At 42.8% G+C, this 23,415-nt stretch carries 24 protein-coding genes and 1 pseudogene; 10 read left to right on the plus strand and 15 right to left on the minus strand.

From position 1 onward, the window contains the following. Nucleotides 1-132: 132 nt before the first annotated feature. The 4 genes from CAL7507_RS16110 to CAL7507_RS33450 all read right to left on the minus strand — a co-directional run bounded on the left by CAL7507_RS16110 (nucleotide 133) and on the right by CAL7507_RS33450 (nucleotide 3,050). On the minus strand, nucleotides 133-804 hold the full coding sequence (locus CAL7507_RS16110; RefSeq protein WP_015129541.1) for a DapH/DapD/GlmU-related protein: 672 nt from the start codon (nucleotides 802-804) through the stop codon (nucleotides 133-135). 193 nt (nucleotides 805-997) lie between these two features. Next, entirely contained in the window at nucleotides 998-1,588 is a 591-nt protein-coding gene (locus CAL7507_RS16115; protein WP_015129542.1) for a DapH/DapD/GlmU-related protein, read from the minus strand. Continuing rightward, nucleotides 1,582-2,289, minus strand: coding sequence for a DapH/DapD/GlmU-related protein (locus CAL7507_RS16120; RefSeq protein WP_015129543.1), 708 nt, complete (start codon nucleotides 2,287-2,289; stop codon nucleotides 1,582-1,584). Before CAL7507_RS16120 ends, CAL7507_RS16115 begins: the two co-directional genes overlap by 7 nt. Before the next feature lie 629 nt (nucleotides 2,290-2,918). Continuing rightward, nucleotides 2,919-3,050 carry a hypothetical protein gene (locus CAL7507_RS33450; RefSeq protein ID WP_015129544.1) on the minus strand — a complete coding sequence of 44 codons (132 nt, stop codon included), beginning with the start codon at nucleotides 3,048-3,050 and terminating at the stop codon, nucleotides 2,919-2,921. Between the two features lie 206 nt (nucleotides 3,051-3,256). On the opposite strand from CAL7507_RS33450, the gene CAL7507_RS16125 reads away from it, so the two are divergent. Then, nucleotides 3,257-4,648 carry a 1-acyl-sn-glycerol-3-phosphate acyltransferase gene (locus tag CAL7507_RS16125; RefSeq protein WP_015129545.1) on the plus strand — a complete coding sequence of 464 codons (1,392 nt, stop codon included), beginning with the start codon at nucleotides 3,257-3,259 and terminating at the stop codon, nucleotides 4,646-4,648. A gap of 154 nt (nucleotides 4,649-4,802) precedes the next feature. Here the strand turns inward: CAL7507_RS16125 and CAL7507_RS16130 are convergent, their stop codons facing one another. From CAL7507_RS16130 to CAL7507_RS16160, 7 genes are all read right to left on the minus strand, one after another. Next, nucleotides 4,803-5,036, minus strand: a complete 234-nt coding sequence (locus CAL7507_RS16130) for a DUF3134 domain-containing protein (protein ID WP_015129546.1) — start codon at nucleotides 5,034-5,036, stop codon at nucleotides 4,803-4,805. A gap of 631 nt (nucleotides 5,037-5,667) precedes the next feature. Beyond that, nucleotides 5,668-6,276: a 3-isopropylmalate dehydratase small subunit gene (leuD, locus tag CAL7507_RS16135; protein WP_015129547.1), complete on the minus strand. Its 609-nt coding sequence runs from the start codon at nucleotides 6,274-6,276 to the stop codon at nucleotides 5,668-5,670. 94 nt (nucleotides 6,277-6,370) lie between these two features. After that, a complete protein-coding gene (gene leuC / locus CAL7507_RS16140; RefSeq protein ID WP_015129548.1) occupies nucleotides 6,371-7,774 on the minus strand; it encodes a 3-isopropylmalate dehydratase large subunit in 1,404 nt (467 codons plus the stop codon). A gap of 441 nt (nucleotides 7,775-8,215) precedes the next feature. After that, nucleotides 8,216-8,734, minus strand: a complete 519-nt coding sequence (locus CAL7507_RS16145; RefSeq protein WP_015129551.1) for a DNA cytosine methyltransferase — start codon at nucleotides 8,732-8,734, stop codon at nucleotides 8,216-8,218. A 402-nt stretch (nucleotides 8,735-9,136) separates the two neighbouring features. Continuing rightward, the gene (locus CAL7507_RS16150; protein WP_015129552.1) at nucleotides 9,137-10,540 is read right to left on the minus strand and encodes an NAD(P)(+) transhydrogenase (Re/Si-specific) subunit beta; all 1,404 of its coding nucleotides are present in this window, start codon (nucleotides 10,538-10,540) and stop codon (nucleotides 9,137-9,139) included. Beyond that, on the minus strand, nucleotides 10,537-10,830 hold the full coding sequence (locus CAL7507_RS16155; RefSeq protein ID WP_015129553.1) for an NAD(P) transhydrogenase subunit alpha: 294 nt from the start codon (nucleotides 10,828-10,830) through the stop codon (nucleotides 10,537-10,539). Before CAL7507_RS16155 ends, CAL7507_RS16150 begins: the two co-directional genes overlap by 4 nt. A gap of 199 nt (nucleotides 10,831-11,029) precedes the next feature. Next, nucleotides 11,030-12,205 (minus strand): Re/Si-specific NAD(P)(+) transhydrogenase subunit alpha, encoded by a 1,176-nt coding sequence (locus CAL7507_RS16160; RefSeq protein ID WP_015129554.1) that lies wholly within the window; start codon nucleotides 12,203-12,205, stop codon nucleotides 11,030-11,032. A gap of 785 nt (nucleotides 12,206-12,990) precedes the next feature. On the opposite strand from CAL7507_RS16160, the gene CAL7507_RS16165 reads away from it, so the two are divergent. The 7 genes from CAL7507_RS16165 (at nucleotide 12,991) to CAL7507_RS16190 (ending at nucleotide 17,274) form a co-directional block, all read left to right on the plus strand. Then, complete coding sequence (locus CAL7507_RS16165) at nucleotides 12,991-13,503, plus strand: DUF2808 domain-containing protein (protein ID WP_015129555.1); 513 nt, start codon at nucleotides 12,991-12,993, stop codon at nucleotides 13,501-13,503. A 255-nt stretch (nucleotides 13,504-13,758) separates the two neighbouring features. Continuing rightward, a complete protein-coding gene (gene rpmH / locus CAL7507_RS30900; RefSeq protein ID WP_015129556.1) occupies nucleotides 13,759-13,893 on the plus strand; it encodes a 50S ribosomal protein L34 in 135 nt (44 codons plus the stop codon). Nucleotides 13,894-13,918: 25 nt separating this feature from the next. After that, entirely contained in the window at nucleotides 13,919-14,338 is a 420-nt protein-coding gene (rnpA, locus tag CAL7507_RS16170) for a ribonuclease P protein component (RefSeq protein WP_015129557.1), read from the plus strand. Continuing rightward, a complete protein-coding gene (locus CAL7507_RS16175) occupies nucleotides 14,325-14,714 on the plus strand; it encodes a PH domain-containing protein (protein WP_015129558.1) in 390 nt (129 codons plus the stop codon). The genes rnpA and CAL7507_RS16175 overlap by 14 nt, the downstream gene beginning before the upstream one ends. A gap of 215 nt (nucleotides 14,715-14,929) precedes the next feature. Continuing rightward, nucleotides 14,930-16,072, plus strand: a complete 1,143-nt coding sequence (yidC, locus tag CAL7507_RS16180; protein ID WP_015129559.1) for a membrane protein insertase YidC — start codon at nucleotides 14,930-14,932, stop codon at nucleotides 16,070-16,072. 2 nt (nucleotides 16,073-16,074) lie between these two features. Further along, nucleotides 16,075-16,596, plus strand: a complete 522-nt coding sequence (locus tag CAL7507_RS16185; RefSeq protein ID WP_042341366.1) for a R3H domain-containing nucleic acid-binding protein — start codon at nucleotides 16,075-16,077, stop codon at nucleotides 16,594-16,596. A gap of 171 nt (nucleotides 16,597-16,767) precedes the next feature. Further along, a complete protein-coding gene (locus CAL7507_RS16190) occupies nucleotides 16,768-17,274 on the plus strand; it encodes a DUF177 domain-containing protein (protein WP_015129561.1) in 507 nt (168 codons plus the stop codon). 21 nt (nucleotides 17,275-17,295) lie between these two features. Here CAL7507_RS16190 and CAL7507_RS16195 read toward each other — a convergent pair whose 3' ends face one another. The 4 genes and pseudogenes from CAL7507_RS16195 to CAL7507_RS16205 all read right to left on the minus strand — a co-directional run bounded on the left by CAL7507_RS16195 (nucleotide 17,296) and on the right by CAL7507_RS16205 (nucleotide 19,971). After that, complete coding sequence (locus tag CAL7507_RS16195) at nucleotides 17,296-17,616, minus strand: PipX family protein (protein WP_042342221.1); 321 nt, start codon at nucleotides 17,614-17,616, stop codon at nucleotides 17,296-17,298. Nucleotides 17,617-17,805: 189 nt separating this feature from the next. Beyond that, nucleotides 17,806-18,642, minus strand: a pseudogene (locus CAL7507_RS33710) (tetratricopeptide repeat protein); the annotation flags it as partial. Between the two features lie 101 nt (nucleotides 18,643-18,743). Further along, complete coding sequence (locus tag CAL7507_RS16200) at nucleotides 18,744-19,517, minus strand: hypothetical protein (protein ID WP_015129563.1); 774 nt, start codon at nucleotides 19,515-19,517, stop codon at nucleotides 18,744-18,746. Between the two features lie 25 nt (nucleotides 19,518-19,542). Continuing rightward, on the minus strand, nucleotides 19,543-19,971 hold the full coding sequence (locus CAL7507_RS16205) for a hypothetical protein (protein ID WP_015129564.1): 429 nt from the start codon (nucleotides 19,969-19,971) through the stop codon (nucleotides 19,543-19,545). A 582-nt stretch (nucleotides 19,972-20,553) separates the two neighbouring features. On the opposite strand from CAL7507_RS16205, the gene CAL7507_RS16210 reads away from it, so the two are divergent. Both CAL7507_RS16210 and CAL7507_RS16215 read left to right on the plus strand, forming a co-directional pair. Beyond that, nucleotides 20,554-22,065, plus strand: a complete 1,512-nt coding sequence (locus CAL7507_RS16210; protein WP_015129565.1) for an AAA family ATPase — start codon at nucleotides 20,554-20,556, stop codon at nucleotides 22,063-22,065. Nucleotides 22,066-22,172: 107 nt separating this feature from the next. Continuing rightward, nucleotides 22,173-22,685 carry an SH3 domain-containing protein gene (locus CAL7507_RS16215; protein WP_015129566.1) on the plus strand — a complete coding sequence of 171 codons (513 nt, stop codon included), beginning with the start codon at nucleotides 22,173-22,175 and terminating at the stop codon, nucleotides 22,683-22,685. Nucleotides 22,686-23,415 lie beyond the last annotated feature (730 nt).

Consider the following 23,415-nt stretch of genomic DNA (forward strand, 5'->3'; position numbering starts at 1 on the left):
AAGTTTGGCGATCGCCCGTCAAATTGTATTAAAAAAACATTGTAGAATGATCGAAGTCAACTCAATCCTAGGTGCAGGGACTGAGTTTGTGATTACACTCCCAGTCAAAGCCACAACTGTAGTGCTATTTGCCTAGTGAGTAACTCCCGTAGTGGTTCTAATGACTTTGGCTGGTACACCTACCGCTACAGAGTTAGGAGGAATATCTTTTGTCACAACTGCACCAGCCCCAATAACACTAGATTTACCAATGGTAACTCCGTCTAAAACCTTAACTCCTGTCCCTAGCCAACAATTGTCTTCAATAGTAATTCCTTCATAACTCATTCCATACTCTCTGTGATTATTCGCATAAATACCTGTCTGAGAAGCAATTAAGCAACGACGACCAATTTTGACATTACCAGCACCTGCAATACAAACATAGGGACCCAAAAAAGACTCATCTCCAATTTCGATTGAGCAGTTCTCACCAGATGCGTTAATGTCAACACCCCGCTCGATACAAATATTACTTCCCAAACGCAGCCGACTTTTTGGCCAATTAAAAGTCAATCGCACATCTCGAAGAATTTTGACATCATTGCCGATTTCTATAGCATAACCGCCCAGGATTTCTACTCCTTCTTGAACATATAGTGCTTCGCCCATACGAGCCAAAATCCATCTATATGTCAATCTTCGCAATAAAGTACCTAATGGACGGGGTATACCACCAAATATATTGGTGATTATGAGTTCTCTAGCACGTTGTAAAGCCAAAGAATTTGTTTGATGAGTTGTAGACGCTATTGCTATTTTCATGTTTGATTATTTATCCGTATTAAATTAAGTATGTAAATTCTAGATTTGATTCCTGAAATCACTTGTGTGGAGAGGGGCAGGAGAGAAGAAAGGTAGAGGTGTCATGAGGCGTTTTAAAAATTAAATAGTAGTTCTATATGACTACTAAAAAAATGGCATAATCACCTATTTTTGCCAGAAAACAGTTCATCAACTAAAGCCTGAGAAGTAAACCTTTATCTGCAGTTACTCTAGAGAAAGGAGGGATATTCTGAGTTACAATAACTCCAGCACTAATAATGCTGTTTCTACCGATAGTAACACCATCTAATACTTTCACTCCATACCCTAAACAACAGTCATCCTCAATGATAATTCCCTGACAATTAATACCTCGTTCTCGCATGAACTTTATCATATCTATAAAGTTATAATTGTTGGCATATATCCCTGACTGGGCTGAAATTAAACAACGTTTGCCAATGCTGATATTTCCAGGACCAGAAAAACAAACGCCAGATCCAATAAAAGTATCTTGACCAATTTCAATACAAGTATTGTCTAGTAAACTCATGCTAACATTACGCTCGATAACAACTCCATTCTGTAAATAGATATGATTGTTTTCATACCCTCTCCCCTGTATATTTAAACCGTAACAAATGTACGAAGCATTCCAAATTTCAACATAAGTATCATGAACAAATCCAACGGCATTTTTAATATAAACTGTGCTACCTAACTGGGTAAAAATATTACGACATAGCATGTTTATTACTTTTGCCCCTAAAATCTTTTTTAGCATATTTCTGTAGATTTAAGCTGAATAAGTTCCTTGCCATCACGGTTTTTAATTACTCGTGCAGGGATACCCACAGCTACCGAAAATGGAGAAATGTCTTTAGTCACAACAGCCCCAGCACCAATCACACTACCTCTACCAATGGTTACACCATCTAATACTTTCACCCCATGTCCTAGCCAACAGTCATCTTCAATTACGATCCCCTTACGAGTAATACCTTGGTCTTTAATTAGCTCCTTCGGATCTGCAAAGTTATGATTATTGGCGTATATTCCAGTGTGAGCAGCAATTAAACAGTGTTTGCCAATTTTGATATCTCCAGGGCCAGCAATACAAACGCTAGGTCCAATAAAAGTATCTTGATCGATATCGATACAAGTGTTGTTTAGTGCCCCTATCACAACGTTACGCTCAATGACAACTCCATTTTCTAGATTGATTCTATTGTTTTCGTGTCCTTTTCCATCGATACGAACACCTTTGAAAATATAAACCCCATTCCCAATTTCAATAGAATCAGTACTAATAAACTCAACGCCATCTTGAATATAAACTGAGCTACCTATCTGGGCAAAAATAGTCCGATATAGTAAACTACGTAACTTTACGCCCCCAAAAATTGTTGGAACATCACCCAAAAATGTAGTCAACAAAAGTTGTTGAAACCGCTTAATTTTTGAAAAATATTTCCAGTTATTCATGGCTCTATTATTCCCAGCTAAATTGTGAACTTAGAGATTTGTGGAATCGTGAAATACCTAAGTAAAGATATCCTGTATTTGAGTCTTCCTATGTACCATTTATAATTTCCATATCTGCATTTTGAGATTGCAGATTACTGAAAAATAAGATGGCTAATATCAAGTTTTTCAAATGTTTGAAAAACCTAATGTAAGCTCTAAGGTTAGGAACTATTAAATACAGGTACTATTTAATTGTTAGATGAAATAGCTATACAAGAACTGCTGTATCTGTTTACAAGCAAATTCCGTAGTTACAGAAATTTACCAATTTCCGGGTAATGCTGTATTATTTAGTACTTGTACGAGTTGGAAATTAAAGAAAATACTTTTTGATGTTCGGAACTGCTTAATACTGGAGCATAATGCTTTACAACAACATCAAACACCTAAATTTAGATGCAGATTCGTTAGCAACTTTATAAGCTACCAAGATTTAGATATTCAGTCATCAAATACCCAAGTATTTATTTCACTTCAATTACATCTGTTTAGGCTATTCCACAGTTGGAGCCAAATTTCCTCACTGCCACCAAGATGCAATTGTTGAATTTTTCATCAAATTTCCAAGCAAATACAAGGGCACTGAATTAGGGGGGAGTATCTCCAACTTCAGCCATCACATTGAAGTTCACCATCGGAGCAAACAAATAAACACTTCCCCGATTACTATAACGGCTTCCTTGCAGCCAGTTTTTGGAGTCTGCTGCTGTTATCATCATTACGTACACAGAGAATTTACATAGTCACTAAAGTGCCTTGACAGTGACACAAGTAGTGTGCTTCTACTATCCTAGAAGAGAGTGACACAATTATTATCAAGAAACAGTAAAGTTTAAAGGGAAAATATAAAGATTTTCAAATAACTGTGATAACTGTTTACTGATTTAAGAATGCGATCGCCCCGCAACATTATCTGGAGAGCAACTTGCCTAAATCGATCCAATCTATTCAACCACCGCTAAAATTTATTCCCTTCCGTTTTAACCCCCTGGTACTCCAGATTACCCGGTGGCTAGTGCCCTTCTTTCTCAGGGTTCGGACTCGTCCTTGGCTACCAGCAGGGATTTTGCGAATCGAAGCCAAGAATGCTGAGGTCTTAGCCCAACTATATCAACAATTCCAATCTGGCAAAATTCGCTTGTTGCTGGCATGTCGCCACCCAGAAGTAGATGACTCTCTTTGTATGTTATACATGCTTTCCCGCGTTGTCCCACGGGTTGCACGTCAACAAGGCATTCCCTTACAACACCCAACCCACGCCCACTTTCTCTACGACCGGGGTATGACCCTGTGGGCGGGAAACTCACTTGGTTGGTTTTTCTCCCGCATCGGCGGCGTTCCTGTTCGTCGAGGTAAGCGACTAGATAGACAGGCTATCCAAACAGCACGGGAATTATTTGTCAATAGTACAATGCCGATAGCGATCGCTCCCGAAGGCGGTACAAATGGTCACAGCGGCATTGTTAGCCCCTTAGAACCCGGTACCGCCCAAATGGGGTTTTGGTGTGTAGAAGACTTACTGAAAGCCAATCGCCCTGAGACAGTTTTCATTGTGCCGATCGCTATTCAATATCGCTATGTTCAGCCACCTTGGGCAAAACTAAACTGGCTGATGAGTAAATTAGAGGCTGATAGCGGTTTACCTGTGCAGTCAATTAGCAATTCTCTAATTGACGGGCGAGAAGAAATTTACCATCAACGCTTGTGTCGACTGGCTGAACATCTGATGACTGAGATGGAAGAGTTTTATCGCCGTTTCTATCACCAAAATCTCCCAGATATTCCCAATCAGGAAATAATTGACCGACTCCACCGCTTACTGGAAACAGCTTTACAAGTTGCGGAGCAATATTTTAGTCTGCAATCACAAGGAAGTTTTATTGACCGCTGTCGTCGTTTAGAAGAAGCTGGCTGGAGTTACATTTACCGGGAAGATGTGGCTGATATTGATGCTTTACCACCCTTAAAACGCGGCCTTGCAGATTGGGTTGCAGAAGAAGCAGATTTAAGGATGCGGCATATGCGACTGGTAGAAACTTTTGTTGCTGTCACCGTCAACTATATCAAAGAAAAACCAACTGCTGAAAGGTTCGCGGAAACAACACTGCTGATATTTGATATGATGTCCCGAGTTGGTGGTGGTATACTACCAGCACGTCCTCAGTTGGGTTGGAGAGAAGCACAAATCACTGTCGGTGAGCCAATTTCAATTAATGAGCGCTGGTCAATTTATCAGGCTAGCCGTCAGGATTCTAGGCAAGCTGTAAGTGATTTGACGCAAGACTTGAAAGTGGCTTTGGAGAAGTTAATTACCTGATGGTCAGTTATCAGTTATCAGTTATCAGTTATCAGTTACTTGTCGTAACTTGTGCCGACTTGTACTGAGCGGAGCCGAAGTAGCGGAGTCGAGGTAGCGCAGACGCAGTATTCAGTTGCCCTACAGATGACAAATGACCAATGACAAAAATTTGCTAATCTTCTAACTCTATATCACTGTCGTCGTCATCATTATCGTAAGGAAGATCATCAAGATCGATCATTTCTGAGATTTCTTCTGTTTGATTGAGATACTCAGATTCTATAGGTTCACGTGCTATTAAGCGACCATTTGCCTTAAGCCATTCTAAGAGAATAAATTCATTACTGGAACGAATTACAGTAGCCCGCTGATTGCGGGGTTCTTCACGCAAAGGACCTTGAGGCATAAAAAACTCACTTTGGATTAGAGAAAACGAGAGTGGTCTAAAAGTTTGAGTATTTGTATATTCGCTGTTGTCTGCCTAGTTTAGACGAGCTACTTAGCAGGTAGCCCTGGAGCATTCTTCTCACAGAACGCTTTTCTGACGCGCGTAACTCTCAGTTACTGCAACTTATCTAAACTGGCATCTTCTGGTGACATTGGCTACAATGCCAGTACAGTTTCCCCCGTCAGATGTGACGAAGTAGTGTGTTCGAGCGGCAAGAAAGTTGATGCTGAGTGAGCATGGATTGCTTGAAGCTTACGGTTGTAGCCTTTGTTGATAATCTTTTGTCAGGTGAATCTTCGCTATAATTTGCTTCGTCAATGGAGCTTGCATTTAAAAACCCTGACAAGTTAATCGTTCTTTCAGTCTAAACTATCTTGACAAAAAAATATTAGTTTTTATAAAATATAGCACTTTTATTTGTTAAGCAGTTTTTCAGGGAGTTTTAGGTAATTTTCTGGTCTTTTGAAACTATGAATGATAATTACTTAGGCTGGTATGTTTAACATTAAGATTTTTTGTGAGGGCGATCGCTCTGTTTGAAAGTTGTGAGAATTATTCTTCCCCTGGTTCCACCAGGGAAAGAGCGAAACTAAATGGCTACTAAATTTCCCCAACCCACATAAGGCAATTTCGCAGCTGTTGACCGAACTTGGTCAGCATTAGCTACTAACTGACCGCAAGCATCCCAAGTCCCAGAAATAAATGTGCTTCTAGTCCCTTCACCAATCACAACCGGAGTGGTGAAGTCACCAATTTGCACTTGCAAGGTTTCGAGATTCACTGTCACATCCACTTGAGGATTAGCAGCTATTAACTCCTGCAGTTTTTTGATATTGGTTACATCAGCGGTAACGCAAGGTATACCCATCGCTACGCAGTTACCAAAAAAGATTTCTGCGAAACTTTCACCAATCAGGGCTTGAATTCCCCATTTTGCTAAGGCTTGGGGTGCATGTTCTCGTGATGAACCACAACCAAAATTACGATTGACTACCAACACTTTTGCCCCTTGGTATTGGGATTGGTCAAAGGGATGTTCACCTTTTAATGCTTTCCGGTCATCAATGAATGCACCTTCGCCCAAGCCGTCAAAGGTTACAGCTTTCAAATAGCGAGCTGGGATGATCCGGTCTGTATCTATGTCATTACCCACTAAGGGTACACCACGTCCAGAAACTGTTTTAACTTCACTCACCATAAACTTTATCTATTATTTCAATGACAGCCTGTTGAAAAAGAGATGAGGGAGATGAGAAATAACTTACGCAGTCCCCAGTCCCCAATCCCCAAAATTACAGCAACTCACGCACGTCAGAAACTTCACCTTTAATCGCTGCAGTTGCAACCATCGCCGGACTCATCAACAATGTGCGACCGGAGGATGAACCCTGTCTACCTTTAAAGTTGCGGTTTGAGGAGGAGGCGCTGATTTGTCTTCCTTGGAGTTTGTCGGGGTTCATGGCTAGACACATGGAACATCCAGGTTCACGCCATTCAAATCCAGCTGTTTGGAAGATTTTATCCAGTCCTTCGGCTTCTGCTGCTTTTTTGACTCGTTCGGAACCCGGAACTACAAAGGCTTTGACTCCTGCAGCTACATGGCGACCCTGGGCAATTTTCGCGGCTTCTCGTAAGTCACTGATACGTCCGTTGGTGCAGCTACCAATAAAGCAGACATCGATTTTTGTGCCTTTGATGGGTTGACCGGGGAGTACATCCATGTATCGGTAAGCTTCTTCGGCAATAAATCGGTCTTCTTCGGGTAGTTCTTCTGGTTTGGGTACAAATTGGTTGACACCGATACCTTGACCAGGAGTGATCCCCCAGGTGACAGTGGGCGATATATCAGCAGCGTCAAATACGACGATATCGTCATATTCTGCGTTAGTATTGCTTTTGATAGATTCCCACCAAGCCACAGCTTTTTCCCAATCTGCGTCCTTGGGGGCAAAGTCTCTACCCTTGAGATAGTCGTAGGTGACTTGGTCGGGATTGACGTAACCGCATCTAGCACCACCTTCTATGGCCATGTTGCAAACGGTCATCCGTTCTTCCATGTTCATATTTTCAAAGGTTGTACCTGCAAATTCGTAGGCGTAACCTACACCGCCTTTGACCCCAAGAGTACGGATGATATGGAGGATGACATCTTTGGCGTAGACTCCGGGTTTGAGGCTGCCATTTACTTCAATTTTGCGGACTTTTAGTTTAGCAAGGGCGAGGGTTTGGGAGGCGAGAACATCCCGGACTTGACTTGTACCAATACCAAAGGCGATCGCCCCAAATGCACCATGACTCGAAGTGTGGCTATCTCCACAGGCTATAGTTAGTCCTGGCTGGGTAAGTCCCAATTCTGGGGCGATGACGTGGACTATACCCTGACTGCCAGAACCAATGTTATAAAAGGTGATGTTATTTTCCTGACAGTTCTGCTCTAGTGCCTCAATCATTTCCTCTGCCAAGGTATCAACAAAGGGACGTGCTTGATTTTCTGTGGGCACAATATGATCGACTGTCGCCACAGTCCGCTCTGGAAACATCACCTTTAGACCCCGCTCTCTTAGCATGGCAAAGGCCTGGGGACTGGTGACTTCATGAATTAGATGTAGCCCAATAAATAGTTGCGTTAGTCCTGAAGGAAGTGTACCAACGGTATGTAAGTCCCAAACTTTGTCAAACAGGGTACCTTTGCTCATACTTCAATCAATTTTTAAGGAGTCGGACTTTTTATGCTACCAAAAAAGAGTCGGTCTTTTCCGAGATCACTTGATTTTATCGCCGGAAGCAGATTGCTCGTCATGTCTTTATCTCACGCAGAGGCGCAAAGGAAGAAGAGAAGAGGTGATAACCGCGCTAAAGGTTCTCTACGAGAGGCTACGCCAACGCTTGGTGATTTTTAGAAGTGCGTAGACAGATTGTGGGTAACAGGAAAGCGTTATGTGCTAATGCTAGACTAAATGCAACGATGAGACAAGAGCAGATGGTTTCCAGCGTTGGAACTACTGATACCATTAAAAGCTTAAACGATTTACAGACTCTCTGTAATTTAACTCAAGCTGATAGCGATCGCTTTTTCTATGAGTGGATTGACGAATTACCCGAACTCAACCAACAACAACAGGCGGGTGTTGCTCGGATTAAGCAGCGTTATGACTACCATCGAGTTGATGGTCTACTGTATTTAATAGCCATACTTCTACAAAATATCCGAGATTCTCAAAAGTTTCTTTAATAATATCTATTACTTTTATGCCTTCAAAATTTTTGCGTGAAAGCAACCCTTTAACATTCTCCATTACAAAAGCTTTGGGTTCTAGAAAAGATATCCATTGAGCAAAGTTAATGAATAAACTATTTCTAGGGTCTTTAGGATCTTTTTGTGCTGGACCAGCAATACTAAAGCCTTGACATGGAGGTCCACCAATAACAATATCAGGCTTTAACAGACAAATATCCTTGACGCTACTTGCAGTATTAAAATTACGTAGATCGTGTTGAATAACTGTCATACTAGGACGGTTATGGCGTAGGGTATCGCAAGCCCAGGCATCGATTTTAACAGATAGAGGAACAGAGAAACCTGCCATCTCAAAACCCAAACCAAAGCCGCCAGCCCCAGCAAACAAATCAATAGTAATAGGTTGTGCTGTCAGCATAGACTTTTAATGTGGTTACTAATCCAGATTATCTTCTAAACACTCTAGTACAGGTCGGCGGAAATGAGCATACCATTGTAGTGCGAGCATCTTGCTCGCGTTTGTCTGCGAGCAAGATACTCGCACTACTCTAGATTATCAAAATGAATTTATAAAATGGTATGGTTATTTACGCCATGCAGTAATAGGATGATATGCTTGTAGTGCTTTGTCAATCTACTACACAGTTATTCTGGTCAATATATCTTGGCTATAAGTAATTTTTAGTATTATTAATGGCTAACAAAAACTAATAAAAAAGAAAGGGAAATAAAAAAATTGCCTTGTGATTTCTAAATCACAAGGCAAGCTAACTCTCTAAATGATTTCTTTAATCCGCGCTCTCTGCGCCTTCGCGGTTCGTTAAAGCTGCTTCACTTCCGAAACCAACTTCGACACCATATCCTTCGCACTACCAAAGAGCATTGTAGTTTTATCCTTGTAGAACAATTCATTATCTACACCGGCAAAACCTGTACTCATCCCGCGCTTAATCACAATTGTCTGTTTCGCTTTATCAACTTCTAGAATTGGCATCCCATAAATTGGGCTATTAACATCAGTACGCGCCGCTGGATTGACTACATCATTTGCCCCAATTACTAAAGCTACATCGGCTTGTTCAAACTGGGGATTGATATCATCCATGTCATACAACTGGGTGTAAGCGACATTCGCCTCAGCTAGTAACACATTCATGTGCCCTGGCATTCTGCCAGCAACAGGGTGAATGGCATATTTAACATCAACGCCCATCCGTTCTAGTTGATCTGCCAACTCGCGGACGCTATGTTGCGCTTGAGCAACTGCCATGCCATAACCAGGGACAATCACCACAGAACGGGCATAACCTAACATCATTGCGCCTTCTTCGGGATCAATGCTGCGGACGGTTTGATCGATCGCACCAGCACCAGCAGCACCACTAGAAGTAGAACCTGTACCAAAAGCACTGAACAGCACACTGAAGAGTGAACGGTTCATTGCCTTACACATAATCTCGGTGAGGATTAACCCTGATGCTCCTACCAACGCCCCGGCGATGATTAACATATTGTTCATCACCACAAAACCAGCGGCGGATGCGGCGACACCAGATAAGGAGTTCAACAGCGAAATTACCACGGGCATGTCGCCGCCACCAATGGGGATGACGAACATGACACCCAATACTAAAGAAATAGCAACGACTGCTAAGAATATAGGTAGGCTATCTGGGGTGATGATTAAGTAGGCACTACCCACCACGTAACCACCTAAAAGTAAAAGGTTAAATGGTTGCTGGAAAGGAAATGTAATTGGGGAACCGCTAATTAAACCTTGCAATTTGGCAAAGGCGAGAAAGCTACCTGTGAAGGTGACACCGCCGATTAATACGTCCAACAACATGGAGATGTTGACATCTAAGGGTACCGGTGCGCCAGCATCCAACAACCGCCAGAATTCAGCCACGGCGACTAATGCCGAAGCCGCACCGCCCAAACCGTTGAGTAAACCCACCATTTGGGGCATTTCGGTCATTTGGACTTTGTAAGCGGCGATCGCACCGATCCCCGATCCAATTGCCAAGCCCAACAATATCATCTCGTAGTTCAACACATGCTGATCTAGCATTGTCGCCACGATCGCCAGCAACATCCCCACTGCGGCGACAACATTACCGTTGCGTGCTGTCGCGGGTGATCCCAGCTTTTTCAACCCCAGAATGAATAAGGATGCAGCGACTAAGTACGTCAGCTGAATGCCAGTTGGTAAAAAATCGCTCACGCCTTAATCTCCTTTTTCTTGAACATTTGCAACATTCTGTCTGTGACTAGAAAACCACCAACCACGTTGACTGTTGCCAATATCACGGCAATCAACCCAAGAATGACTGAGACATTTGTCTCCCTAGCACCAGCAGCTACGATCGCCCCCAGCACCGCAATTCCAGAAATCGCGTTTGAGCCTGACATCAAAGGCGTGTGCAGGGTAGGTGGCACTTTGTTGATGACTTCAAAGCCGATAAAGGATGCCAGCACAAATACAAATAAAGCTGCAAGTAATGCTTCTGTCATGAAATAAAAACTCCTTTTGTGTATGGGGAATGGGGCAGGAGTCAGGAGTCAGGAGTCAAAAGTCAAGAGTCAGGAGTCAAAAGTCAAGAGTCAGGAGTCAAGAGTCAAGAGTCAAAGGTGTCATTAATTATCTCCCCAATACCCATTCTTTATTGCCTAATCCCCAGTCCCTAATCCCCAGTCCCTAATCCCCCAGTCCCTAATTAACTGCTGGTTGCTGAGTGTTCAAAGCGGCTAAGGCTTCTTGCACGCGTTGATTGCGAATTTCGCCGGCGTGGGTGATGGTAGCCGCATCGACGATATCGTCACTAAAGTTCACTTGCAAAGCTTTATCTTTATCAATCAGTAGTTGCATCAAGGATGTGACGTTCTTGGCATATAACTGACTGGCGTGGACTGGCATCGATGATGGCAGATTGATCGGCCCGATAATTGTCACACCGTTCCAGACAATATCTTTACCGGGATCGGTGCAGGCACAGTTACCACCCTGTTCGGCGGCTAAATCTACAATCACTGAACCAGGTTTCATTTGAGCCACCATTTCCTCGGTGACTAGGCGTGGTGCTTTTCTACCGGGAACTTGGGCGGTGGTAATTACCACGTCGGCATTTTTGACGTGTTCGGCGACAACTTCTTGGGTGCGTTGTTTGCTAGCTTCGGAGATTTCTTTGGCGTAACCACCTGCGGCGGTGGTTTCTTCTTCGAGTTTAACTTCGACGAATTTCGCCCCTAAGCTTTGGACTTCTTCTTTAACAGCAGGACGGATATCAAAGGCTTCTACCACTGCGCCTAGGCGTCTAGCGGTGGCGATCGCTTGCAATCCTGCCACACCTGCACCCATGATAAAGACTTTCGCGGGGGCGATCGTGCCTGCTGCTGTTGTCAGCATGGGGAAATATTTCGGTAATGCCGCAGCAGCAATCAATACTGCCTTATAACCTGCTAGCGACGCTTGAGAAGACAAAGCATCCATGCTTTGCGCCCTGGTGGAACGGGGGATCAATTCCATGCTGAGGGCAGTTACTTTGCGGTTTTTCAGTTGCTCTGCTACTAAAGGATTTCCCAGAGGATTGAGGAAGCTAATTAATACAGCCCCTTCTTTTAGCAACTCAATTTCTAAACGTCCATCTTCCCGTTCTTGAGGTGGGCTGACTTTGAGTAAAATATCTGCTCCACTCCACAATGTAGCAGTATCAGCGATAATTTTGGCTCCTGCTGCTTCATAGGCAGCATCACTAAAGAACGATCGCTCTCCCGCACCTGTTTCTACCCAAACTTCTAAACCTTGTTTTACTAACCGGGCAACGATGTCAGGAATTAATGCCACACGACGTTCACAAACTTCAATTTCTTTAGCAACTGCTATTCTCATGAAATCTCCTAGAGATAAATACCTAATCTCTGCTAACTATGGAATCTTCCCATTCAGGGATTCCCCTCGTTACATCCCTTTATAAGCGGGGACGATCAACCATAACTGTTCCTAGTAGATTCAACGCGCTAACTTTTCCTCTCCCACTCTCAGTTCTACACACAAAGAGTTACTTTGTCGCTTACAGGTGTCTAAGTTCCAGATACTTGCAAATTGGTTTACATATTGCAAATCCTATGTTAATTCCCCAAATTTGCATCTTTGTCTTCAGCTTATTTTAGGGATTCAATTTTTTTTGTATTCCTTCATCACATAGTGCAATATGCATCAGATTGGTTAAGCTTGATGATTCCCCAATCAAATTTTAATAATTACCGCTTTGATTTAGGCTGGTTTTAATCAATCTATCCCAAGTTAACTAGCGATCGCTGTTACTTCGGATCAATTTTTATAACAAAACTCTTACAATCCCTACACATTCATACACATTCAGACACACAATCTAAGTAGGGCGACCGGAAGAGGCAGGGGGAACAAGCCCTTTCAAGAACTGCGTGGAGCGGAACATGGTACAAGCTCCGTCCCAGTCTTCTCCCTTGCTCCCTGCCCCCTGCCCCTTTTCCTCTTGGTGACTTCTTCCCCAGTCCCCAGTCTTCTGCCCAATACGGCACTTTTTGTGGACATTTAGCGTCCATTTGTAGGAAGTCAGTAGTAAAGTTTAGTTAAGAATACTAACTTTCAGTTATTTACATCACCGACTGACCATCTGCTAGAGGAGTTTAATTATGCGACGTTTACTTTCTACCTTAGCCTTGACTAGCTGCTTGCTGACAGGGTTCCAAACCATATCCTGGGCGCAAAGCTTACCTGGATTGACTTTGTTTAGTGGTGTTAAAGGCGAAAATCAGCTACCCTTCCGGTTAGATTTTGGTGGGCAAACCAACAGCACTGATCGTTATATTCTCAGAATTCCTGCCCAAAAAATGAAACTGGCAGTCGCCCAATTTGCCATTACCTACCCTGACTATTACAACGGAACTTTTGACACCAAAAATGTTGAGGTGAGAGTCAAAGGCAAAAAAGTTGCCTTGTCTGAGGTGAAGTGGAATCAAGAAGGTCGTGTGATTGAAATTTTTCCCCAAGAGCCAGTGCCAGCAGGTGGCAGAGTAGAGTTGGAGTTATCTAATGTACAAAATCCAGCCTTCGGTGGAGTTTACTATTTTAACTGTCAGATTCTTTCCCCTGGCGATGTCCCATTACTACGTTATCTGGGAACCTGGATTATAAGTGTTTCTTAGTTCAGGAGTCGGGAGATGAGAGTCGGGAGCGATTAAGCTTAATTCTTGACGGTTCGACTACCCTTCTCTTCGAGAGGCTGCGCTCTAAGTGTACCTCTGCAGGGAAGCTATGCCGCAGGCTTTACGACAGGCTCAGGGCATCGCGCGCACCGTCAACTCTTGATGCTTTATTGTGGAATTTCCGTTTTTAGCTCCTAAAAGTGATATGATATCAGATTGTGACTTTTTATAAAAATCACCTAAGAGGAGATTAGTATGCAAAGGACTTTAGGCGGTACTAACCGTAAGCGAAAAAGAACCTCTGGTTTTCGTGCCAGGATGCGGACACCAGACGGCAGAAACGTGATCAGCGCCAGAAGAAAAAAAGGTCGTCATCGTCTGAGCGTTTAGGGCAGATTAAGCTAAAAGAGTAGCTGTGGCTTTGCCTAAGACAAATAGACTAAAATCCCGGCGAGATTTTCAGGCAGTTTTCCGAGAAGGAATTCGGCGTCATAGTTCTAATTTCACATTAAGAGCCTTGAAACCGTCGTTGACGAGAAAACCTTCTTTGGATACTGCCAAGGCTACACAACCAATCAATTCAGAACATCTCCCCAGCACGCAAATTGGGATTTCGATCAGCACAAAAGTCAGCAAGCGTGCAGTAGTGCGTAATAAAATTAAACGGCGGATGGCAGCAGCTTTATATCAATTGTTACCCAGGCTGCTACCAGGATGGCGGTTAGTGTTTATTGTCAAACCAATAGCTGCACAACAAGAGTGCGTAAGCCAACAATTTCTGCAAGAATTAGAGCAGTTGTTGGCACAGGCTGAGGTACTCGATGGGCATTCGTGAAGAAATTTATTATGAAGGTGGCCCCCACGTTGGGGATTTGATTCTAAACTTGCTGATTGGGCTAACCGTCGTGGGAATACCGTTGGCAGTAGGAGCAATTGTCAGGGCTTTGTGGCTACGCTTCCGCATTACAGATCGCCGGATTTCTGTAATGGGGGGTTGGCAAGGACGCGATCGCACTGACGTAATTTACTCAGAAGTTGTGAAAATCGTCAAAGTTCCTCGTGGTCTTGGCTTTTGGGGCGATATGGTGCTTACCTTAAGAAATGGTACTCGTCTAGAAATGCGGGCTGTTCCTAATTTCCGGGAGACCTATGACTACATCAGTGAAAGAGTCGCAGCTAAAAATCCCGAATTTGTTGCGGCTGCGAAGTAGTTACCTACACTTAGACACGCTGGGTTCTGAGTTAAACACTATTCCTCAGTTCAGCATCCATTATCACTGACTGTTTACTTACTCAAAACTCAGCACTCAGCACTCAGCACTTTTAATGTGCGGCTATCCGTAGCATAAGATAGTTCCAGACAAATGACGATTTAGATAAATTAGACTCAGTTCAGTTTAAAGTACCTCAGGTTGAATTCAGAATAATGGACTTTGGTATCGGTTTTCTCTCGAACAACGTGATGCTGCCGATCATAGATTTTTTCTATGGTATTTTGCCTAGCTATGGATTGGCGATCGTTGCTTTGACATTGATAGTCCGCTTTGCGCTCTATCCTCTGAGTGCAGGCTCAATTCGCAACATGCGGAAAATGCGAGTTGTGCAACCTGTCATGCAAAAGCGGATGGCAGAAATCAAAGAGCGTTATAAAGACGATCCGCAAAAGCAGCAGGAGGAAATGGTCAATGTCCAAAAAGAATTTGGCAATCCGTTAGCAGGTTGTTTGCCACTCTTGTTACAGATGCCAGTGTTATTGGCATTATTTGCCACTTTGCGGGGTTCGCCTTTCGCTGGCGTCAACTACTCTGTTAACCTGCAAGTCCTTCCTGCTGAACAAATTGAACGCATTCAACCACAGGCTTTTGCCACTGCTCCCCAAAACATCTACATAGCTGATGGGGAACACAGCCGCGTTACTGCTATTCTCCCTGGCGGCAATAATTTAGCGGTGGGTGAAAAAACCAAGATCCAATATCAGACTCTTGAAGGCAAACCATTCCAGGTGCTCTTAGCAGAACACCCAGAAAATAAATTGATCCCTGAATGGAAAATCACCAAAGGCGAAGACAGAATCAAGATTGACGCTGATGGCAACATAGAAGCCTTACAGCCTGGTGATGTGACAATTCAAGGTACAATTCCTGGATTGGCAGCAGATAAAGGATTTTTATTCATCGACGCCTTAGGTAGAGTTGGGGCGATCGATCCGGATGGCACAATCCACTGGGACATCGTCGCGATGATCGTCTTCTTCGGTATCAGCCTTTATGTCAGCCAAATGCTTTCCGGGCAAAATTCCAGCGGAGGCAACCCACAGCAGGATACAGTTAACAAAATCACTCCAGTGATCTTCTCTGGGATGTTTTTGTTCTTCCCTCTGCCAGCTGGGGTGTTGATGTATATGGTGATTGGTAATATCTTTCAGACTGTGCAAACCTATCTTCTCTCCCGCGAACCCTTACCAGAGGAACTACAAAAAATTGTAGAAACTCAGGAAAAAGAAGCAGTAGCAGAACAAAAAACGTTGCCGTTTGAACCAAAAAGTTCTAAGAAAAAGGCTACAAGTTGAACATGAGCGATAGTCCCATGCAAAGAGGGCAGCAGTGGGTGAAAACACTGCTGCTGTTTACTGGGGTAAATACTGAGGTTAGTGGTAACTTAGAACAGAACCAACCCCAGGAAGGTGACTCCCAAGAACCAGATAACTACTGGTTGACGATTGATGAAACCAACTTAACTCCAAAACAAATCCAGGTTTTGATTGGTAGTGATGGTTCAGTTCTAGATGCCATTCAGTATCTAACTAATTCAGTTTTGAATTTGAACCAATCACAGGAAGAGCAAGCCTCTTATACCATTGAGTTGGGTGGCTACCGCATAAAGAGACAAGCAGAAATTCAGGCATTAGCCACATCTGCCTCGGAAGAAGTCCGAGCTACGGGCAGAGAAGTAGAAATTAAATCCCTCAGTTCAGCGGAACGACGCCAAATCCACACTTTTTTGAAGGAATTTGGAGATTTGGAAACCTTCAGCCGTGGCAAAGAGCCACATCGTCATCTGGTTGTCCGTCCACTAGGGAACAGTGAACAGTGAACAGACTGATAACTGATACTTCTGGTGCGTCGGCTACGCCCTAAGCGGAGCTATGCCGCAGGCTTTACGACTTCGCTACCTCGGCTCCGCTACTTCGGCTCCGCTCAGTACAAGTCGGCACAAGTCAGTACAAGTAACTGATAACTGATAACTGATAACTGATAACTGACAATGGACGCAATTTATATTCCGCAGCTCGCCAAAGCACCGGAGCGGACAGAGGAAATTCAAGTTAAGGATTTTCTACCTAGTCTGGAAACCTTGACACCCGTTCGCGGTATTATCCGTGTCCAACATCAAGGTACTTATCTAGAAGTATCAGGTCAAGCAGAAGCTATTATTACCTGTACTTGTAACCGCTGCTTGCAGCAATATAACCAACGTTTGGCGGTTGATACTAAAGAAATTATCTGGTTGGATGAAACAGCTAATCAGTCACAAGACTTGCCTCTAGAGAGGGAGGTAGCTGTGGAAGATTTGCTAGAAAACTTACCACCTGATGGCTATTTCTATCCTACGGAATGGCTATATGAGCAAATGTGCTTGGCAATGCCTCAGCGCCAGTTGTGTAAGCTGAATTGTCCAGGTATTTTGAGTAGTGATGCTGATAGTTCAACGATGGTGGTTGATAACCGTTGGGCGTCTCTGGAAGCGTTGAAGAAGCAACTTCCGGGATAGTAGGTGGAGTTCAACTGCATCTCATGAAAAGGTGCGGTGAAAAACACTTTGCAGCTGATCGTACTCTGGCGATCGCTGGTTTTGATCTAGAGTAAGTAAGCAATTTTCTAGCAATGTTTTAGCTTCCTTACTTCCCATTGGCTCATATTTAATATCTGTATCTTTAGCTGTTACTAAAAAAAATAAGCTTTTAGCATAAAGTGAAGCGAACATATCTTTGTTTTCATCAACTGTACAGATTCTTTGGAGCATTCCATATTTGGGATGATTGATGTAAGTTTTGCTGTTTTCAGGTAAAAACTTTGTCGAAACTAAAGAGGCTTTGGTTTGATGGTGAGGCATAATGTAGGTCTCGCTGTATTCAGGTAATAGCTCGTGAGGAACTTTAATAAAGGTGTGTGCTGTTTCTAGACGGTTAGCAATTTCGCGATAGAGTTCCAATGCTTTTTGGTAGATCAGTTTCAGAAACTGTAAAATATCGCCAAGAGCTTTTAAGGTTTTTACGTCGTCTAAGGAGAGGAACTGTAAAATATCGCTGATCGCTTTCAGGGTATTTGTTTCTCCAGGGCGATCGCCTATTTCGTTATAAATCTCTAATGCTGCTTCATAATATTCCAAGGCTTCATGGTGACGATTGAGAAACTGCAAGACATCACCAATGGCTTTGAGGGTGTTAGCCTCTCCTAAGCGAGCCTCCAAATGAGCAGCTTTACTAACGCCTATTTCGCGGTAGCATTTCAATGCTTGTTTATAAGCATCCCAAGCTTCGGGAGCTTGAGCAACACTAAATTTTGTATTACCTGCCCAGTAATAAATTTTGGCTTTGGCTGCTGTAGAGATGCGATTAGACTCTACTTGCTCTAGCAGCGTCTTCACTAAGTATTCCATCTCGGCACGACGAAAATTATTAGTCCATAATTGAGCCAAACTGCAAAATTCATCGCCCTGATTAGCAGTGTCACTCACAACTAGGTGATAAAGCCACTCAATGTTGCTTTCTGGCGTAGTTTGTTGAGAAAAATATTCAGTAGCACGGGCTGAAAAAATCAGAAATTCATCTCGTTTATGATTCCATAATTCTTCTAAGAGCAACTTTCGAGTTAGTGCGTGGATATTGTGTCCTTGTTCGGGAAATACTTCCACAAACGAGAGTTTTTGTAGTTCTTGGTAAAGTTCTGTAGCTTCGTCCTGGAATTGTGGACATAATGCCGCTAAAATTTCTGCATTAAACCAGTGGGGAATTGCTACTGCCCAAACTGCAGTAAATAAATCGAGTGGTAATGTTTTGAGTAAGTTTTCCGTAACAATATAGCTACGTTCTGTATCGGTTTTTGCTGCTGTCAAGCGAGCGAGAAAATCCTGAGTCATTGTCTGCACCTTGCTTCTAGGATTAACAGTTATCAGTTATCAGTTATCAGTTACTTGTACTGTGTGACTTGCTTTGAGATAAGTATCAGTCTGTTCACTGTTCACTGATAACTGTTCACTGATTTCCTTAATGTCTCGAAGGCTTCTTTAAGTTTTTTGGGGTTTCCTTCAAGAGCAGCGACGAATTTAGCAACAATCTCCTGAGATAGACTCAAATCCATCTCTTGAGTTAATTCATACCACGCCTGCTCATCATCAATTCTTCCTAGATGGCATTTATGGCAATTTCTTACCCATTCAGAGTTACTCTCTGGCACAGATTGTCCCGCAATCACCACCCGCAAATTTTCACAATTAGTGACGGCGGCGAGAAAAGCACCACTGAGCCACTTCCTAATATCTGTGCTAGCGTCATTGAATGTATCAAATAAAATCACAACTGTTTTCTTGACTTTTTGTAAGTCTTGAAAAAACATTTCTTGTAATTCCATTAGATGGTACTTCTGAATCTGCTCATTGCTACCAAGAGCAATTTGGATGTCCATTTGTCCCAGAACATCATTATCAGCGATGTTGACATTATAAGGACGTAGATAATTTTGCACACCAGCTTTAAATCTGGGAAAATGGCTAGGGCCTATTGTATTTTTGATTCGCCAAAAGACGTAGGGAATTCCCACACACGCTGATTTGAGATTAACATGAACTGCTAAAACACCTTCTGGGCAGATTTCGGCAAACTTGAGAAGTAAATCTGTCTTACCAAAACCTGGGGGAGATTCTAGTAGCAAAATCTGTGTATGACTGTTCCAACTAACCATTTTTTGAAAGTAATTTATTTCTTTGGTACGGTTAGCAAGAAGCATTTTATTCATTAGCTGTATCTACAACCTTTTACTACTATTGCTTTGGTTCCGGTTGTTCTTCCGTAATCAATTCAGCTTCTAAAGGTTGCTCAGATGCTTCAGGAAAATAGCCAGGTTTGGGTGAATTTTTAGCCTGCTTTCTGTCTGTTGGAGATGTAGTGCTATTAGTTGCCCGTCTTGGTGTAAAAACGTCAATATTTGTTTCACCAGTTAAATCATTGTGACTAATATCTGTACTGTCATGTTCAATGCCGATATTAGTGATTCCGTGAGTCTTATTGTTGCTGATTGTAATTGAATGTGGCTGATTTTTGCGGCGATTTTGATTTCGCTTTTTAGTCGCAGTTACTCGCATCAGAGTATTAGGTATGCGGATAGCAAGTGAAGTCAGGCGATCGCGTAACACAAATACCACTACAATGACTGCCAAGGCAATAATTAAGACGATATAAACAGTCTCCATGAATTTACCTGATTTTTGACGACACCTTGATGGACAGGTAAATCCTAGTTTAAGCAAAACTGGCCTGATAAGTTAGTATTTATTAGTTCTTTATCGAGCAAAGAAATTGTTATCTAAATTTCTTTTTAGGCAATAGAGAACAGGCAATAGGAGAAAAAATTTGAGCTACTGCAATATGGGAGCAAGATGCTCCCACTACTTTTAAAACTATGGTTCTCAAAATAGATGTGGTTTCGTTAGATTTAATTGTGCCCACTTAACAGCTATTTAAACAAATGGCAGTAGAGGGTTGCTTCTAACTTATAATCAATACAACTCCGCCTTTAGGAGATGGGCTCAATCTTTAATCGTAAACAGACTCACGCGGAGGGCACAGCAGTGCTGTGCTACTACGATATATGTGGTTTTTAAAACAATGCATATTTAGTTTTTCCTGTCAATGCGTAAGTCCTAATTTGGCCTCGTTAAGTGTGTAATGCGATCGCCATCACCTTGACGAAGGCATGAAGATCAAGGGTTACGGATTACGATCGCCACTTTATCCTAATCTGAAATAATGCGATCGCATCATTCATAAACTTTATGAACTTCCGTGAAGAGTTTAAACTACTAGTACGTGCCCGCTACCCTTTGATTTATATCCCTACCTATGAAGAGGAACGGGTAGAAGGAGCCATTCGGGAAGAAGCCGCTAAAGAGGGTAATCGTCCCGTGTATACTTGGGATTTTGTCGATGGGTATCAAGGTAATCCCAATGATGCGGGGTTTGGGCGGCGTAACCCGCTACAAGCGTTGGAATTCATTGAAAAATTGCCAGCCTCAGCCTCTGCAGTGTTGATTTTAAGAGATTATCATCGCTTTTTAGATGATGTGGCAATTGCCCGTAAACTCCGCAACTTGTCTCGACTCCTCAAGTCTCAGCCGAAAAATATAGTTTTGTTGTCGCCGCGGATTGCTATTCCTGACGACTTAATGGAAGTTCTCACAGTCGTTGAGTTCCCCTTACCTGCAGCCCCAGAAATCAAAACAGAGGTAGAACGCTTATTGCAGACAACTGGTAATTCCTTATCTGGGAAAGTTCTAGATGACTTGGTGCGTTCTTGTCAAGGCCTTTCAATGGAAAGAATTCGCCGGGTTTTAGCCAGAGCGATCGCTACCCACGGTGAATTGCAACCAGAAGACGTAGATTTAGTTTTGGCAGAAAAGCGCCAAACCATCCGTCAAACCCAAATCCTAGACTTTTATCCCGCCACTGAGCAAATTTCTGATATTGGCGGACTCGATAACCTCAAAGATTGGTTAATCCGCCGGGGTAATGCGTTTACAGAACGAGCGCGTCAGTACGGATTACCACACCCTCGTGGTTTAATGTTGGTGGGGATTCAGGGGACTGGGAAATCTTTAACAGCAAAAGCGATCGCTCATCATTGGCACTTACCACTACTACGCCTAGATGTAGGGCGATTATTTGGTGGTTTAGTAGGAGAATCTGAGTCTCGGACTCGCCAAATGATTCAAGTGGCTGAAGCCCTTGCTCCCTGTGTATTGTGGATTGATGAAATAGATAAAGCCTTTTCCGGATTGGGTAGCAAAGGTGATGCAGGCACCACTAGTCGGGTGTTTGGCGCATTTATTAACTGGTTAGCGGAAAAAACCTCACCGGTTTTTGTTGTCGCCACCGCTAACGATATTCAAGCCCTACCGCCAGAAATGCTGCGTAAAGGGCGATTTGATGAAATTTTCTTTGTTGGCTTACCTACCCAAGACGAGAGAAAAGCAATTTTTAATGTCCATTTATCCCGATTGCGTCCCCACAACTTGAAAAGTTATGACATCGATAGGTTAGCATACGAAACGCCCGATTTTTCTGGGGCAGAGATTGAGCAAACCTTAATCGAAGCGATGCATATAGGATTTAGTCAGAATCGAGACTTTAATAACGACGATGTTTTAGAAGCTGCCAGTCAGATTATACCTTTAGCACGCACTGCTGTAGAGCAAATACAGCAACTACAAGAATGGGCTGCAGCCGGGAGAGCGCGGCTAGCCTCGAAACACAGCCCTTTGAGCGATAGCTTTGGTAAGCTCCGTTAAGGCAGCCAACCGCAGCTGTAATAATTAAAGTGTAGGTAGTTCACACTTGACACTTGACCCTTGACTATTGACTATTGACTCATGACTATCGGTGGCGAGGTTGAACCATGTTTTCTAGCGTACTGAAATTTATACTGGGGATATTTTTAGCGATCGCTATTTTAGGCGGTAGCGGACTAGCAACTGCACTCTATTTCATAAATCGAACTGCTACACAACCAGCCAAACCAGTTTTTAGCAACGATAACCCCGCCAAATCTCCTAAAGTAACTGAGGCCAAAGCCAAAACTACTTCTAAGCCTGAATCTTCAGCGAAACCCACTCCAACTGAATCGCCCAAAACACAAGAATCACCAAAACCATTACCACCAGGAGCCTATCGAGGCGTGGTTACTTGGCCTCAAGGCTTAGGTTTACGAGCAGAACCCCAACAAGAAGCTGCGCGTGTCGGCGGGGTTGGTTTTAAGCAAAAAGTGATCATCTTAGAAGAAAGCTCAGATAAAGCTTGGCAAAAGATTCGCCTAGAAAGTGGTGAACAAGAAGGTTGGGTGAAAGCCGGAAATACTGAACGCAGCGACGAACAAGATGCAGCACCACAACCGAAAAAACCAGATCAATAAGCTGTGTAATTTTGACACTCCCTGCGCTAAAGCCACAGGGATTCTTGGTTCAATTACCTTTGAAAGCGCGATAATAACTCCTCACGGGTAGCTTGATAAATCAAATCCATATATTCATCAGTAGATAATTCCAATAGGTAAATCGTATTTTTTATGTAGCCTTGCGAAGTATTTGAATATTCGTTTGGCGAATGCGGCTTGAGTAGTTGATTAATTATCTTATTCTCCAATCATGGGATTTCCATTTTTTGCTCCCAGCAAATTAAGCTTGTCGCGTTACTACTGTTCTGTCCCATTAATTTTGCTCTGCTGCTAGATCCCCGACTTCTTCAAGAAGTCGGGGATCTGAACACCACAAACCTCTCAAAACTTTTGGGACAGACTACTACGTATGTTTCAAAAATTAAACACTAATTCTATATGTAACTTAAATATTGTTAATAAATGTAACAAAAATTATGCCGTTCTGTGAGACAGGCATAGTTTTGATCAGCGGGTGAGGGCACAACAATGTTGTACTACTACAAGGATATGTCTTTCACCAAGCTTAAAATAGCGATAAAACAGAATTGAATTTAAATTCATGAAAAACTTAGTTTGGGTAGTATACTAATAACAAAATTTTTACAACCTTACCGAAAAATTGGGTATAAATCCTCGCCCTAGTAAAGCTTTGTGTAAGGAAAATAAGCCAACAGAAAAGTTTTAGCACTTAAAGACTGAGAAAAAT

This window comes from Calothrix sp. PCC 7507, assembly GCF_000316575.1.
In the GTDB taxonomy this organism is placed as follows: Bacteria; Cyanobacteriota; Cyanobacteriia; order Cyanobacteriales; family Nostocaceae; genus Fortiea.

What these genes read in the sequence shown, in the direction of transcription:
- CAL7507_RS16110 (WP_015129541.1), bottom strand. Translation starts at nt 804, where the DNA reads ATGAAAATAGCAATAGCGTCTACAACTCATCAAACAAATTCTTTGGCT.
- CAL7507_RS16115 (WP_015129542.1), bottom strand. Translation starts at nt 1,588, where the DNA reads ATGCTAAAAAAGATTTTAGGGGCAAAAGTAATAAACATGCTATGTCGT.
- CAL7507_RS16120 (WP_015129543.1), bottom strand. Translation starts at nt 2,289, where the DNA reads ATGAATAACTGGAAATATTTTTCAAAAATTAAGCGGTTTCAACAACTT.
- CAL7507_RS33450 (WP_015129544.1), bottom strand. Translation starts at nt 3,050, where the DNA reads ATGATGATAACAGCAGCAGACTCCAAAAACTGGCTGCAAGGAAGCCGT.
- CAL7507_RS16130 (WP_015129546.1), bottom strand. Translation starts at nt 5,036, where the DNA reads ATGCCTCAAGGTCCTTTGCGTGAAGAACCCCGCAATCAGCGGGCTACT.
- leuD (WP_015129547.1), bottom strand. Translation starts at nt 6,276, where the DNA reads ATGGTGAGTGAAGTTAAAACAGTTTCTGGACGTGGTGTACCCTTAGTG.
- leuC (WP_015129548.1), bottom strand. Translation starts at nt 7,774, where the DNA reads ATGAGCAAAGGTACCCTGTTTGACAAAGTTTGGGACTTACATACCGTT.
- CAL7507_RS16145 (WP_015129551.1), bottom strand. Translation starts at nt 8,734, where the DNA reads ATGCTGACAGCACAACCTATTACTATTGATTTGTTTGCTGGGGCTGGC.
- CAL7507_RS16155 (WP_015129553.1), bottom strand. Translation starts at nt 10,830, where the DNA reads ATGACAGAAGCATTACTTGCAGCTTTATTTGTATTTGTGCTGGCATCC.
- CAL7507_RS16160 (WP_015129554.1), bottom strand. Translation starts at nt 12,205, where the DNA reads ATGAGAATAGCAGTTGCTAAAGAAATTGAAGTTTGTGAACGTCGTGTG.
- CAL7507_RS16165 (WP_015129555.1), top strand. Translation starts at nt 12,991, where the DNA reads ATGCGACGTTTACTTTCTACCTTAGCCTTGACTAGCTGCTTGCTGACA.
- rpmH (WP_015129556.1), top strand. Translation starts at nt 13,759, where the DNA reads ATGCAAAGGACTTTAGGCGGTACTAACCGTAAGCGAAAAAGAACCTCT.
- CAL7507_RS16175 (WP_015129558.1), top strand. Translation starts at nt 14,325, where the DNA reads ATGGGCATTCGTGAAGAAATTTATTATGAAGGTGGCCCCCACGTTGGG.
- yidC (WP_015129559.1), top strand. Translation starts at nt 14,930, where the DNA reads ATGGACTTTGGTATCGGTTTTCTCTCGAACAACGTGATGCTGCCGATC.
- CAL7507_RS16185 (WP_042341366.1), top strand. Translation starts at nt 16,075, where the DNA reads ATGAGCGATAGTCCCATGCAAAGAGGGCAGCAGTGGGTGAAAACACTG.
- CAL7507_RS16190 (WP_015129561.1), top strand. Translation starts at nt 16,768, where the DNA reads ATGGACGCAATTTATATTCCGCAGCTCGCCAAAGCACCGGAGCGGACA.
- CAL7507_RS16195 (WP_042342221.1), bottom strand. Translation starts at nt 17,616, where the DNA reads ATGCCTCACCATCAAACCAAAGCCTCTTTAGTTTCGACAAAGTTTTTA.
- CAL7507_RS16200 (WP_015129563.1), bottom strand. Translation starts at nt 19,517, where the DNA reads ATGAATAAAATGCTTCTTGCTAACCGTACCAAAGAAATAAATTACTTT.
- CAL7507_RS16205 (WP_015129564.1), bottom strand. Translation starts at nt 19,971, where the DNA reads ATGGAGACTGTTTATATCGTCTTAATTATTGCCTTGGCAGTCATTGTA.
- CAL7507_RS16210 (WP_015129565.1), top strand. Translation starts at nt 20,554, where the DNA reads ATGAACTTCCGTGAAGAGTTTAAACTACTAGTACGTGCCCGCTACCCT.
- CAL7507_RS16215 (WP_015129566.1), top strand. Translation starts at nt 22,173, where the DNA reads ATGTTTTCTAGCGTACTGAAATTTATACTGGGGATATTTTTAGCGATC.